We start from the raw sequence: 13,258 nt of genomic DNA on the forward strand, positions 1-13,258 counted from the left end.
CTCTGGGGGCGGTGGTCGGGGGCTGCGGGCGGCGATCGGCGGTCCGCCGCCCCCAGCCCCCGGTGATCAGTGCGCGCGGGTCAGGGTGAGCAGGCCGCCGGTCGGCACGGTCACCGGGTTCACGCCGGCGACGAGGTCGAGCACGGTCTCGGACAGGATCTCACCACGGCAGTCCTGTACGCGGGCGAGGGCCCGTTCCGGCCGGCCGGCCGTCAGGAGCACCACGGGGTCGGCGTCCGCGTTGGCGACGAGCAGGGTCCCCGGGCCGTCCGGGAGGGCGACGGGCAGCGGTGCGTACCGGGCCACCACCGTCGTGTCCTCATCGCCGGCGCGGACCTGGGGGTAGCCGAGTTCCGGGCGGGAGGGTTCCAGGGAGCCGAGCTGGAGGACGCCGGCGTGGCGGCGGAAGACGCCGAGCCAGAAGCGCAGGGTGGCGAGCTGGTCGGGGGTCTGCGCGGCAAGGTCGACGGAGATCTGCGGCACCGAGAACAGGGCGTTGATCAGGTGGACGGCGACGGACTCGGGAGTCTCGGCGGGGTGCCACATGATCATGTCGGCATGGACGGCGAGCGGTCCCGCGATGAGCCGGCAGTCGATGACGCGCTGGCGGTTCTCGGCGGGGCTGAGCGGGCAGTCGGTGGCGCGGACCATGGTGGCGTACGGCCAGAGGCCGGCGCCGACGTACGGCTGACGGTGCTCGACGATCACGTCCGGCCGGGTGCGGCGCAGGCGGGTGTCGAGGTCGGCGAGGAGCCGGCGTACTCCTTCGTGGAGGGTGGCGTGGTCCGCGCCGGCGGGTGCGGGCGGCGGGTCGGCGGCGGCGAAGAGGTCGATGAAGTCGAGCTTCACCCCGTCCATGTCCCATTCCTCGACGGCGCGGGAGATCTTGTCGATCAGGTGGGCGCGGACCTCGGGGTGGCGGGGGTCGAGCACGGCCGCGTCCAGGTTCGGCATCTCGCGCAGGATCATGCCCTTGAAACGGTCCCAGGCGTCGTTGTGCCGGCCGATGAACGGCACCGCGTACCAGAGGAGGTAGGCGAGGCCGAGCCGGTGGACCTCGGCGACGTGGGCGGCGAGGTCGGGGAAGGCGGCCTCGTTGGGGTCCCAGTCGCCGCAGTGGCCGTAGCCGCGGGTGCGGTCGGCGGTCTGCCAGCCGTCGTCGACGATGATGCTGTCGATGCCGAGTTCGGCGGAGAGGGCGGCCTGGCGTTCCACGGCGGCGGCGTCGACGTTCTGGTGGAGGCTGTACCAGGTGGAGTACGCGGGCATCCGCGCGGCGGGGGCGACCCCGGGGTGCTGCCGCCCCTCGCCCCACCAGTCGCCGACGGCCCGCAGGGTGGCGGCGAAGTGCTGGCCGCTGAGGTCGATCCGCAGCCGCATCGGCGGCCCGTCGGGGGTGAGCTCCTGCTCGACGGTGAACGCGAACTCCCCGCTCTCCTCTACCACGCCGGCGCCGACGCGGACGGGCGCGGAGGTCTCTCCGGCGGCGGCGGTGCACAGGGCGCGGTCGTGGGTGCCGACGAGGCTCGCGACGGGGGCGCCCAGGGCGAGGGAGGCGGTCTTCGGCGCGGTCCAGGAGGGCGGCAGCCAGCGGGAGGCGTTGGTGGCGGGGGTCCAGTAGGCGGTGGCCCCGACGCAGGGGACGCGCCATTCGGCGTGGAGGGTCACCGCGTCCGCCGCCGTGACCTCGATCAGGACGACGCCGTCCTCGACGCGGGTGACGGCGGTCTCCCAGCGGTCGCTGCCGAGCCCGGTGAGGTGGACGGTGAGCGGGTCGCCGGTGGAGTGGAGCAGGCCGGTGGCGAGCTGCCGGTCGACGACGGTGCCGGGGGTGTCCCCGGCCGGTGTGTTCGGCCGCCAGGCCGGGACGGGCTGCTGCGGGGTGGCGTCCGGTGGGGTGGTCACGGTGGTCACTCCTTGGTGGCCCCGGCCAGCAGGCCGGAGATGAACTGGCGTTGCAGGACGAGGAAGAGGGCCATCACGGGGATGGCGGCGATGGCGCCGGCGAGCAGGACCTGCGCGTAGTTGGTGGTCGACTGCCCCATGAGAGTCGCGGTGGCCACGGGCAGCGTGTACATCTCGGGGCTGCGCAGCGCGATCAGGGGCCAGACGAACTGGTTCCAGCCGCCGAGGAAGACGAACAGCGCGAGCGCCGCGATGATCGGCCGGTTGACCGGGATGACGATCCGCCACAGGACGCGGAGTTCGCCGGCGCCGTCGACGCGGGCGGCGTCGAGGAGTTCGTCGGGCATCGACCGCAGGGCCTGCCGCATCAGGAAGATGCCGAACGGGGTGACCAGGCCGGGCAGGATGACGGACTGGTACGAGTCGATCAGGCCCAGGTCCATCATCATCTGGAAGATCGGGATCAGCATCACCGTGTCGGGGATGACGAGGGTGCTGAGCAGCAGGACGAAGAACAGATTGCGCCCGCGGAAGTCGAACTTGGCGAAGGCGTAGCCGGCGAGGACCGAGACGACGACCGCGCCGACGGTCTGGATGCCCGCGACCAGGAGGGTGTTGACGAGGACGCGGGTCAGGCCGATGGAGTCCTGGAGGCCCTGGAGGTTCTCCATGAGGTGGCCGCCGGGCAGCAGCTTCGGCGGCCAGGAGAAGACGTCCCTGTCGTCCTGGGTGGCGGCCATGGCGAGCCAGTAGAAGGGACCGACGCAGAGCCCGAAGGCGCCCGCGAGGAGCACGGTGAGCAGGGTGCCGCGGAGCTTCATCGACGCTCTCCCATCAGGCGGACCTGAAGGATCCCGAGCACGGACACGAGCAGCGCGAGCGCGTAGGCGAGGGCCGAGGCGTAGCCGAAGTCGAAGTACTTGAAGCCGTTGTTGTAGAGGTACATGGTGACCGTGAGGGTGGCGTTGTCGGGGCCGCCGCCGGTGAGGACGTACGGCTCGTCGAAGAGCTGGAGGGTGCCGATGGTGGAGAGCACCACCGTGAGGAGGAGGATCGGCCGCAGCTGCGGCAGGGTGATGGAGAAGAAGCGGCGGACCGGTCCCGCGCCGTCGACCATCGCGGCCTCGTACAGCTCCTTGGGGATGCCCTGGAGGCCTGCGAGGTACATCACCGCGTTGTAGCCGGTGTAGTGCCAGGTGATGACGAGGACGACGCCGACGCGGGCCCAGGCGGGGCTGCCGAGCCAGTTCACCGGGTCGATCCCGAAGAACGAGAGGACCCAGTTCAGCAGTCCGGCGTCGCGGTTGAGGATCACGGAGAACATCACGCCGGCGGCGACCAGGCCCGTCAGCGACGGCACGAAGACGCCGAGCCGCCAGAGCGGGCGCAGCCGGACCATGGTGGAGTTCAGGCCGAGGGCGACGAGCAGCGCGAGGCCGAGCATCAGCGGCACCTGGACGACCAGGATCAGCGCGGTGTTCTTCAGCGCGGTCCAGAACAGCGGATCGTCCAGGAGACGCCGGTAGTTGGAGAGCCCGGTGAACTGCCGGGCGTCGCCGTTGCCGGTGGTGAGGCTGATCCAGAACGAGGCGACGATGGGGTACGCCTTGAAGATCGCGAAGCCGAGTACCGCGGGCATGATCAGCAGGTACGGGACGGATTCGCGCGTCAGCAGCCGGCGCCGGCCGGTGCGGGCCCGCCCGGGGCGCGGGGTGGCGCGGCGACCGGGCGGGGTGCCACCTCCCCCGCCACCGGTGGTGGCGGAGGAGGAGGCGGCTGTGGCGGTGGCGGCGCGAGTGGGTTCGGGAGGTGCGAGGGACATGGTCAGGCTGCCTGCTGCCGACCGGTCTGCTGGGCGAGCTGCGCGGCGGCCGCCTTGAGGGCGCCGGCCGGGTCGGCGCCCTTGAGCAGCACCTGGCTCTGGGCGTCGCTGGCGAGCTTGAGGGCGCGGCTGTAGTCGCTCGTGAAGTTGGTCGCCTCGGAGCCGGCGGCGAGCGAGTCGACGAGGGACTTCAGGACGCGCTGGCCACCGTAGAAGGGGTGCGGCGCGTTGAACATCGGGTCCGCGTAGGCCGCCTTGAGGGCGGGGAAGACGCTGCCGGAGGAGTACATGCGGTTGATCTCGGCCGGCTTGGTCAGCGCGTACTCGACGAAGCGCCAGGCGGCCTTGCGGCGCTTGCTGGTGTTGGAGACCGCCAGGTAGGTGGAGTTGACGATGACGCTGCGCCCTCCCCCGGGGACGGCGGCCGGCGGCTGCATGACGCGCCACTTGCCGCTCTGCGAGGGGAACTTCTCGGCCATGTACCCGACGGCCCAGGCGGCCTCGGGGGCGGTGGCGAGCTTCCCCTGGTTGATGAGCCGCTTCCAGGTGCCCTGGCCCGCGGTGTCGGCGAGCAGACCGCCGTCGTTGAGCCGCTTGATGACGGTGAGGGCCTTGACCGCCTCCGGGGAGGCGAGGGTGACCTTGCCGTCGCTGTCGAAGTAGAAGGCGCCCTGGAGCTGCATCAGGTTCTGGAAGAAGTCCATGTCCTGGGTGGTGCCGGGCTTGTCGAGCCCGATCAGCTGGGCGCCGGTGGCGGCGCGGATCTTCGGTCCGGCGGCGATCAGGTCGTCCCAGCTGGTGATCGACGCGGGGTCGACGTCGGCCTTCTCGAAGAAGTCGTGGCGGTAGAACATCCCGAGGGGGTTGACCTCCCACGGGAGGGCGTGGACGGCTCTGTCCTTGCCTATGACGGTCGGCCACAGGCCCTCGACGAAGGCGTCCTTGTGCTTGTCGGCGCCGAGCCGGGACAGGTCGGCGATGCCCTCCGGGAACTTGTCCAGGTAGCCGGGCAGGTAGTCGACGCCGATGTGGAGGACGTCGGCGAGGCCCTTGCCGCCGGAGGCGAGGCCGACGGTGATCTTGTCCCAGATGGCCGGTTCGCCGACGTCCTGGATCTCCACCGTGATGCCCGGGTTGTCCCGCTCGAAGGAGGGCACGACCCCGCGCAGGGCCTCCGCCGCGGAGGTCCAGCTCCAGACGGTGATCTTCCCGCTGTCGCCGTCGGCGCCGGCGGTGTCGCCGCCCGATCCGCCGCTGCCGCAGGCGGCGAGGCCGAACCCGGCGGCGGTGGCGCTGGCGAGGTGAAGCATCTGGCGGCGGCTCAGCTGGTGGGACATGACGGCTCCTGGGTGAGGGTGTCGGCGAGGGTGTCGGTGAGGTCTTCGGTGAGGGTCTTGTCGTGAGGGGTGAGGGTCGTGCCGTGGGGAGTGAGGGTCGTGCGGTGGGTGGTGAGGGTGTGCAGTGCCTCCGCGAGCACGTCCGCGACGGCGGCCGGCGTGGAGACGTGCGGGGAGAGGCGGATCCACTCGTCGCGGCGGGTGGTGATCACACCGGCCGCTTCGAGAGTGCGGTGGACGGTCACGGGGTCGTGACCGGGGAGGCGGAACGTGCCGATGCCGGCGCGCTCCTCGGGGCCGAGCCCGTCCAGGAGGACCTCGGCGCCGGCCCGCCGGGCCCGGTCGAGCAGCTCGGCGAGGGTGGCCCGGATCCGGGCGCCCGTGGCGGCCGGGCCGCCCTCGGCGAGCAGCTCGTCGACGGCCGCGCCGAGGGCTGCGGCGGCCGGGAAGTCCGGGTTGGTGGCGAGGTGGGCGGCGGCCCCCGGCAGTGGAGCAGCGGGGTGCTGCTCCGCGAAGGGTTCCGCGACTCCGGCCCAGCCGCCGAGCCCGGGAACCAGGCGCTCGGCGCACCGGTCGCGGATCAGCAGCAGGGCGGCTCCCCAGCCTGCCCGCAGCCACTTCTGGCCACCGCTGACAAGGGCGTCGGCGGCGTCCGCTTCGAGCGGGACCGCGCCGAGCCCCTGGATGGCGTCGACGACGAGGAGCCGGTCCGGCCCGAGGATCTCCTTGAGGGCGGCGAGCGGAGCCACGTGGCCGGTGAGCGAGTCGACGGCGCTGACGGTGAGGGCGGTGACGTCGGGCGTGAGGTGCCGTCGCAGCAGGTCGGGGGTGATGTGGCGCTGCCCGTCCGGGTCGAGGAGACGGACGTCCGGGCCGCCTCGGCCGGCGAAGCGGAGCCAGGGGTAGACGTTGGCGGGGAACTCGCCCCGGGGCACCAGCACGGTGCCGGGCCCCCGGAGCGCCGCGGCCACGGTGAAGAGGCCGTTGCTGGTGGAGGGGGCGAGGGCGATCTCGTGGGCTTCGGCGCCGAGGAGCCGGGCCGCCGAGGCCCGGGCGGCGTCGCTGAGGGCGAACAGCCGGTCGAGGTCGGCGGGGTCCGCGCGGCCGGCCAGGTCGTTCGCGGCGGAGAGCGCGGCGGCGGCCCGGCGGGAGAGCGGGCCGACCCTGGCGTGATCGAGGTAGCCCGCCATCGGACCACGGACGGGGGTCGGACCGGGAGCCGCGCGGGTGGCGGCTTCGGTTGCCCGTGGATGAATTTGATCGTTCAAAATCTGTCCCTCAAGAGGCCAGGCACATGGTCGACCCGGAATTTGAAGGTTCACATTAGAGAGATGAGGTCACCCCGGGCAAGAGGTTGGACAAGGCGAAATGAAGATCGCCCCCGCCGGCTCCGTCATCGTCACGGGGAACCGCAGCCCTTCGGGGGAACCCGTCGCGGGTCGTCGCGCGGCGCCGACGGATGCCCTCGGGGTTCGGGCTATCCATGGCCACAGGCGGCGGTCGCCCGTGACCGTCACCGTCCGGACGCCGTCCGGAAGACCGGAAAGGTGGGAGCCCCGTGGCCGTCCAGCCCATTCCCGAGGGATACCCGCGCGTCACGCCGTACCTCTGCGTCGACGGAGCCGCGGCCGCGATCGACTTCTACGTGTCCGTGCTCGGCGCGGTCGAACGCATGCGGATGCCAGCGCCCGGAGGGGCGATCGGCCACGCCGAGCTGTCCCTCGGCAACTCGATCATCATGCTCGCCGACGAGTTCCCGGACATGGGGTTCCGCTCGCCCAAGACGATCGGCGGCACACCCGTCACCCTGCACGTCTACGTGGAGGACGTCGACGCGGTCTTCGCCAAGGCGCTCGCGCAGGGCGCCAAGGAGCTGTCGGCGGTCAAGGACGAGTTCTACGGCGACCGCACCGGGCAGCTCGAAGACCCCTTCGGCCACCGCTGGAACCTCGCCACGCACATCGAGGACGTCCCCGAGCAGGAGATGGAGCAGCGGGCGAAGGCGGCCCTGCAGTCCATGCAGCCCCCGTCGGACGCCGCCTGAGCCGCGGTCCGTACCGGGCGGTGACGGACCTGCCGGCGGCAAGGGGCCGCGCCGCGACGTACCGGCGCGGGGCCCCTTGCCGCCCGCCGTAGGGGCTCTGCCATCCTGGCGAGGTGACGCTCGCGCCGCCCACCGCACTCGCCCCCGAACCGATCACCCCGGACTCGCCCCACACCACGCCGAACCCCCTCCTGACCCAGTCCTGGCTCGACCTGGCCTTCCTCCACTGGCCCGTCGACCCCGACGTGGTCGCCCCGCTGCTGCCGGCGGGGACCGTGCCGGACACCCTGCACGGGGTGACGTACGTCGGGCTCGTCGCCTTCCGGATGCACCGGGTCGGGTGGTTCCGGCTGCCCGGCGTCCCCTACCTGGGCAGCTTTCCCGAGACCAACGTCCGCCTCTACTCGGTGGACGCGCGGGGCCGGCGCGGTGTGGTGTTCCGCTCGCTCGACGCGTCGCGGCTCGTGCCCGTCGCCTTCGGGCGGACCCTGTTCCGCCTCCCGTACGTCTGGTCGCGGATGGCCGTCCGCCGTGACGGCGCCACCGTCACGTACAGCAGCAGCCGGCGTCTGCCCGGGCCGCGCGGCGCGCACAGCAGGGTCTCCCTGCGCGTCGGGGAGCGCGTCGAGACCCCCACCGAGCTCGAACACTTCCTGACGGCCCGCTGGGGCATGCACACCGCCTTCTTCGGGCGCCCGCTCTACCTCCCGAACTCCCACCCGCGCTGGCCGCTGCACCGCGCGGAACTGCTCGCGTGCGAGGAGGACTTGGTGGCGGCGGCGGGTCTGCCACAGCCGGCCGGCGACCCCGTGAGCGTGCTGTACTCCCCCGGCGTCCCCGTCGCGTTCGGCCGCCCGGCCCACCACCCCGGCGGCATCCCCACGCCCTGAACGGAGCCGGCTCCGGGGTGTCGCTCATGGACCGCTCGTACGATCCGGCGCACAGACGTCGAACCGGCACCGTGCGGTGCCGCACGGTGCCGGTTCGGGGGCGGCGCGTCGGGGCGTGCCGCGGGGGACGGTGGGTCAGGAGATCTCGGGGAGCAGGCCGGTGGCCGGGGCCGCCAGGTCGGTGAGCTGGTGGATCTGGCCCAGCTCGTTCACCCGGCTGAGGCCGCCCAGCTGGCTCGCGATGCCGGGGAACTGGGCGCGGGACTCCGCGGGGATGCCGGTCGTCGCGACGGCGTCGAGCTCGCTGATCGGGTTGATGGGCGGGCCGAGCGGGCTGGTGGGGGCGACGGCCTGGGCCGCGGACGCGCCGAGGCAGGAGAAGGCGGCGGCGACGGCCAGGACCGAGGAAATGCGTCGTGTTGAGGTCATACCCCTCACAACGGAGCGGCGTGCCGACGGACACGGCCGCCCCCCGCTCCCACCGTCCGAACGGGCGTACCGGACGCGGCGGTCCGCTACACCCGCTTCAGCCGCGCCCGCCACGGCCCGTCCGCCGCCTCGAACTGCACCACGAGCGGCCCCTCGGGCAGGGGAACGGTCTCGCGCCGCGCGCCGATCTCGTTGACCAGGTTCTCGTCCCCGGGCAGGGCGGTGTGGTCGCCGTGTCCGGCGAGTTCGTAGACGTTCACGATGAGGTTGTCGTCGCCGCGGTAGTGGATGGCGAGGTCGGCCACTCCCCCGGTGTGCAGGAGCACCTCGGGACCGCGGAACTCGGCGTCCTCCTCCGTCAGTCGGCGGGCCGACGCCAGCGGCGACACCTCCACGCGCCACGGCCCCTCCGCCTCCAGCCGGAGACGGAGGGTCCCGTTCTCGGGGACCGTGGCGAGCACCCGGCCCCGGAAGTCGTCCTCGGTGCTGTTGACGAGGAAGTCCTTCTCCTTGTTGCGCCGGTCGAGGACCGCCAGGCCCGTGTACCCGTCGCCCTGTACGTCGAGTTGGACCACGACCGGACCCGGCGGGAGCCCGCTGACGGTGATCACGTCGTTGTCCCGGCCGATCTGTGTGTACGGGGCGAAGACGGGTCCGTACGACCAGGGGTGTCCGTGCGGCCTCCGGTCCACTGCGGCCGCGGCGAACGGCGAGACCGGTGCGGCCGGTGCGGCCGGTGGCGCTGGTGCCAGCGGTGCGGCAGGCGGCGGCGTGGGCGGAAGCGCGAAGGGCGGGGCCTGCTGCGCCGGCGCCGGCGTCGGCAGCGGCTGCGGCTGCGGCTGCGGCTGCGGTGTCGGCTGCACCGCCGGCTGAGCCACGTCCACGCCGTGGTCGGTCGCCAGGCCCGCGAGGCCGTTCGCGTATCCCTGGCCCACCGCCCGGAACTTCCAGCCGCCCGCCCGCCGGTACAGCTCCGCGAGGACCATCGCCGTCTCCCCGGCGCCGTCCGTCACGTCGTACCGCGCGACCGACGTCCCGTCGGGGGCGAACGCCTCCACCGACAGACCCGCGACGTCCCGCATCGTGCCGTTCTCCGTCGAGCCGACCACCAGGACGCGGGCGATCCGCTCCTCGACCGCGGTGAGGCCGACGTCCAGCCAGGCCGTGCCGCGGCCGACACCCCCACCGACACCGCCCTCCGTCAACCGGACGGCCCCGGACGGATGCACCGGCGCGCCGTGGAAGACGACGTCTCCGTCGCCCCTCACCGCCCCGCTCTCCGTGAGCAGCAGGGCCATGGCGTCCAGCCCGCCGCCCCGTACCGCGATCCGCAGCGGGACGGACGGTACGAAGCTGTTGTCTCCCTTGATCATCGAACCCACGGCTCGGCGGCCCTTCCCCTCGTGTCCCCACCCTTGTCGATCACGGGGCGATCCTGCATTCGACGGGCGCGTACGGACAAGGCCCCTGGTCGACGGAGGTGGCGGCTCAGGCGCCGGCCAGCTCGGCGTTCGCGCGCTCGGTGACGAGTGTCAGCACGCGGCCCGCGGTCGCGAGGTCCTCGGCCGGGATGTCGGCGTACAGGCGGGCGGAGATCTCGGCGGACTCGGCGGAGGTGGTCGCGTCCAGTTCCCGTCCGGCGTCCGTGAACCGGAGGCGGGACGTCTCCGCCGGGTCCTCCTCCAGCAGCTTCGCCGCGATCAGCTCGTCGACGACGCCGCGCACGACCGAATCGTCGGTCTTCAGCGAGCCGTTGACGTCGGCGACGAGCTCCTCGCGGCCGAGGGAACCGCCCGCGGCCACGACGGCCCGGAGCGTCACGCTCTGGTGGTACGTGATGCCGTGGCGGGTCAGTACGCCCTCCAGGACGGCGCGCCCTGCGAAGAAGGCCAGGGCGACGACCCGGCCGTTGGCCGAGGGTGCGGTGGTAGTGGTGGTGGTCATGACTACTCCTCGTCGTTCTCGGTGTGCGGATCACTGTGCGGATCAACGTGCGGATCGAGCGGTACGTCGAGCAGGGTCGCCAGCTCGCGGGTGAACTGCCGTGCACGCGGCCCGTCCTGGCCCCCGAGCGGCTCCAGCAACTGGTCGAGCAGCCGCTGGACCACCGTGACGGCGCGGCGCGTGACGTCGTGCCCTTCCTCGGTGAGCGACAGCTGTACGGCGCGGGGGTCGTCCGGGTCCCGGGTGCGGGCGACGAGCCCGGCGGCCTCCAGGGCGCGGGCGAGCTTGGAGACGTACAGCGGCTCGAGCCCCGTGTGGTCGGCGAGGCGCCGCTGACTGGGCCGGAGCCCGGAGCGCCCCATGCCGTACAGCGACGCCATCAGCGCGTACTGGGCATGGGTCAGGCCCAGCGGCGCGACCGCCCGGTCGACGGCCACCCGCCACTTCATGGACAGGCGCCAGACCAGAAATCCCGCTGTGGCGCCCTCAGTTGCTCTGCTCACATCGAGATACAGTACATGGCTACTATGTACATGGCTACTATCTTCTCGCGGGTATCACCGGAGGGAGAGGGGTGAAGGAGGGGGGAGGAGGGCGGCAAGAGGACGTACGCACTCCTTGCCACTTACAACTTATAGCGCACAGGGGGGCTTGCGGCAAGGCCCCGGTGGTACCGCAGAATCTCTCACCATGACCCCCCTGATCACCAGTGCGTTCGACCTGCCCGACCGACTCTCCCCCAAGGCCGACCCGGCGCTCATCGCCGGCGACGAGAAGCACTTCGCGGACATCGCGGAGAGCCTCGACCAGGTGATCGCCGAGCTGTCCGACCGTCTCGACGCCGAGCTCAAGGCCCCCGGCGGCGTCGGCCGTGAGGCGATGGAGCGGGACATGGAAGTCCACCGCCTGACCTCCCGCCTGCGCGCGCTGCGCCGCTTCGGCCTGGACCTGTGCCTCGGGCACATGGTCGCCGAGGACGGCTCCGAGCCCCTGTACGTCGGGCGGCTCGGCCTCACCGACACCTCGGGGCGCCGACTGCTCATCGACTGGCGCTCCCCCGCGGCCGAGCCGTTCTTCGGCGCGACCCACGGCAACCCGATGGGTCTCGCCAGCCGCCGCAGGTACCGCTGGACCGGCGGCCGGATCAGCGACTACTGGGACGAGGTCTTCACCCAGGACGCGTTCGTCGGGCACGCCGCCCTCGACGACCAGTCGGCGTTCATCGCCGGCCTCGGCACCAACCGGTCGGCCCGGATGCGTGACGTGCTCGGCACCATCCAGGCCGACCAGGACGCGATCATCCGCGCGGGGTCCCGTGGCGCTCTCGTCGTCGACGGCGGCCCCGGTACGGGAAAGACCGTCGTCGCGCTCCACCGCTCCGCCTATCTCCTCTACTCCGACCCCCGCCTCGGTCACCGTCGCGGCGGCGTGCTGTTCGTCGGTCCCCACGACCCGTACCTGGCCTACGTCGCCGACGTCCTGCCCAGCCTCGGCGAGGAGGGTGTGCGGACGTGCACCCTGCGGGACCTCGTCCCGGAGGGGGCGTCGGCGCCGGACGAGGCCGACGCCGAGGTGGCCCGTCTGAAGTCGTCCGCGGACATGGTCAAGGCGATCGAGAAGGCCGTCAGGTTCTACGAGGATCCGCCCACCGAAGGGATGTCGGTCACCACTCCCTGGGCCGAACTCCGGCTGAGCGCCGACGAATGGGTCGAGGCGTTCGAGGCGCCGGGGCCGAGCACTCCGCACAACGAGGCCCGGGACCTCATCTGGGAGGAGCTGACCACGATCCTGTGGGACAAGTTCGACGGAGACGGGTTCGCGGACGCCGACGGGGACGGGAACGCCGTGTCTCCCGAGCAGTTCCGCAGGTCGCTCCTGCACGACAAGGAGCTGGTCGGCGCGCTCCACGGCGCGTGGCCGCTCCTCGAACCCGCCGACGTCGTCGGCGACCTGTGGTCGGTCCCCGCCTACCTGCGGATGTGCGCGCCGTGGCTCGACCGCGACGAGGTCCGGATGCTCCAGCGCGCGAACCCGCAGGCCTGGACGGTGTCCGACCTGCCGATCCTGGACGCGGCACGGCAGCGGCTCGGCGACCCGAAGGCCTCGGAGCGCAAGCGGCGCCACGACGCCACCGTCGCCGCCGAGCGCGAGCGGATGGCCGGTGTCATCAGCGACATCCTCGACGCCGACGCCGACGGCGAGGGGGCGGTCACGATGCTGCGCGGCCGGGACCTCCAGGACAGCCTGATCGACGAGGGCGCGCTGCCCGGCGCCGACGTGGACCCGCTGGCCGGCCCGTTCGCGCACGTCGTCGTGGACGAGGCGCAGGAGCTGACCGACGCGGAGTGGCAGATGCTGCTGCTCCGCTGTCCGTCGCGGAGCTTCACCATCGTCGGTGACCGCGCGCAGGCCAGGCACGGCTTCACCGAGTCGTGGCGGGAACGGCTGGAGCGGGTCGGGATCGACCGGATCGACGTGGCCTCGCTCAGCGTCAACTACCGGACGCCGGAGGAGGTCATGGCGGAGGCCGAGCCGGTGATCCGGGCGGCGCTCCCCGACGCCAACGTGCCGAGCTCGGTCCGCAGCAGCGGCATCCCCGTGGTCCGCGGATCCGTCGCGGAGCTCGACGCGGTCCTCGACACGTGGCTGGCCGCGAACGCCGACGGGATCGCCTGTGTCATCGGCGATCCGACGTTCCCCGCGACGTCCCGCGTCCGGTCGCTGACCCCGCAGCTGTCGAAGGGCCTGGAGTTCGACCTGGTCGTGCTCGTCGATCCGGAGACGTACGGCGAGGGCGTCGAGGGGGCGGTCGACCGCTACGTCGCCATGACCCGGGCGACCCGGCAGCTCGTGATCCTCACGAGCTCCTGACCGTCATCACATCCTG

General features: G+C 72.5%; 12 protein-coding genes. 3 read left to right on the plus strand and 9 right to left on the minus strand.

Annotated elements, in window-relative coordinates; all coding sequences use genetic code 11:
* Positions 1 to 66: 66 nt before the first annotated feature.
* From ACZ6K0_RS11555 to ACZ6K0_RS11575, 5 genes are read right to left on the minus strand one after another with little or no spacing between them, the layout of a single operon-like run.
* Positions 67 to 1,905, minus strand: a complete 1,839-nt coding sequence (locus tag ACZ6K0_RS11555; protein ID WP_469231719.1) for a glycoside hydrolase family 36 protein — start codon at positions 1,903 to 1,905, stop codon at positions 67 to 69.
* A 5-nt stretch (positions 1,906 to 1,910) separates the two neighbouring features.
* On the minus strand, positions 1,911 to 2,726 hold the full coding sequence (locus ACZ6K0_RS11560; RefSeq protein WP_376398572.1) for a carbohydrate ABC transporter permease: 816 nt from the start codon (positions 2,724 to 2,726) through the stop codon (positions 1,911 to 1,913).
* Complete coding sequence (locus ACZ6K0_RS11565) at positions 2,723 to 3,727, minus strand: carbohydrate ABC transporter permease (protein WP_469231721.1); 1,005 nt, start codon at positions 3,725 to 3,727, stop codon at positions 2,723 to 2,725. The genes ACZ6K0_RS11560 and ACZ6K0_RS11565 overlap by 4 nt, the downstream gene beginning before the upstream one ends.
* A 2-nt stretch (positions 3,728 to 3,729) precedes the next feature.
* Complete coding sequence (locus ACZ6K0_RS11570) at positions 3,730 to 5,064, minus strand: ABC transporter substrate-binding protein (RefSeq protein WP_376398578.1); 1,335 nt, start codon at positions 5,062 to 5,064, stop codon at positions 3,730 to 3,732.
* A complete protein-coding gene (locus ACZ6K0_RS11575; protein ID WP_469231723.1) occupies positions 5,049 to 6,254 on the minus strand; it encodes an aminotransferase class V-fold PLP-dependent enzyme in 1,206 nt (401 codons plus the stop codon). Before ACZ6K0_RS11575 ends, ACZ6K0_RS11570 begins: the two co-directional genes overlap by 16 nt.
* Before the next feature lie 368 nt (positions 6,255 to 6,622).
* Between ACZ6K0_RS11575 and ACZ6K0_RS11580 the strand changes: the two genes are divergently transcribed.
* The gene (locus ACZ6K0_RS11580) at positions 6,623 to 7,108 is read left to right on the plus strand and encodes a VOC family protein (protein ID WP_469231725.1); all 486 of its coding nucleotides are present in this window, start codon (positions 6,623 to 6,625) and stop codon (positions 7,106 to 7,108) included.
* Between the two features lie 113 nt (positions 7,109 to 7,221).
* Positions 7,222 to 7,998, plus strand: a complete 777-nt coding sequence (locus ACZ6K0_RS11585; RefSeq protein WP_469231727.1) for a YqjF family protein — start codon at positions 7,222 to 7,224, stop codon at positions 7,996 to 7,998.
* 135 nt (positions 7,999 to 8,133) lie between these two features.
* On the opposite strand, the gene ACZ6K0_RS11590 is transcribed toward ACZ6K0_RS11585, so the two are convergent.
* From ACZ6K0_RS11590 to ACZ6K0_RS11605, 4 genes are all read right to left on the minus strand, one after another.
* Complete coding sequence (locus ACZ6K0_RS11590) at positions 8,134 to 8,427, minus strand: hypothetical protein (RefSeq protein ID WP_376398590.1); 294 nt, start codon at positions 8,425 to 8,427, stop codon at positions 8,134 to 8,136.
* Positions 8,428 to 8,513: 86 nt separating this feature from the next.
* Positions 8,514 to 9,800, minus strand: a complete 1,287-nt coding sequence (locus ACZ6K0_RS11595; RefSeq protein WP_469231729.1) for a TerD family protein — start codon at positions 9,798 to 9,800, stop codon at positions 8,514 to 8,516.
* A 115-nt stretch (positions 9,801 to 9,915) separates the two neighbouring features.
* On the minus strand, positions 9,916 to 10,371 hold the full coding sequence (locus ACZ6K0_RS11600; RefSeq protein WP_376398597.1) for a MarR family transcriptional regulator: 456 nt from the start codon (positions 10,369 to 10,371) through the stop codon (positions 9,916 to 9,918).
* Between the two features lie 2 nt (positions 10,372 to 10,373).
* Positions 10,374 to 10,874: a MarR family winged helix-turn-helix transcriptional regulator gene (locus ACZ6K0_RS11605; protein ID WP_376398599.1), complete on the minus strand. Its 501-nt coding sequence runs from the start codon at positions 10,872 to 10,874 to the stop codon at positions 10,374 to 10,376.
* Positions 10,875 to 11,061: 187 nt separating this feature from the next.
* Between ACZ6K0_RS11605 and helR the strand changes: the two genes are divergently transcribed.
* Positions 11,062 to 13,242: an RNA polymerase recycling motor ATPase HelR gene (gene helR, locus ACZ6K0_RS11610; RefSeq protein WP_469231732.1), complete on the plus strand. Its 2,181-nt coding sequence runs from the start codon at positions 11,062 to 11,064 to the stop codon at positions 13,240 to 13,242.
* The last annotated feature ends 16 nt before the right edge of the window (positions 13,243 to 13,258 follow it).

This window comes from Streptomyces sp. NPDC042346 (assembly GCF_055581845.1).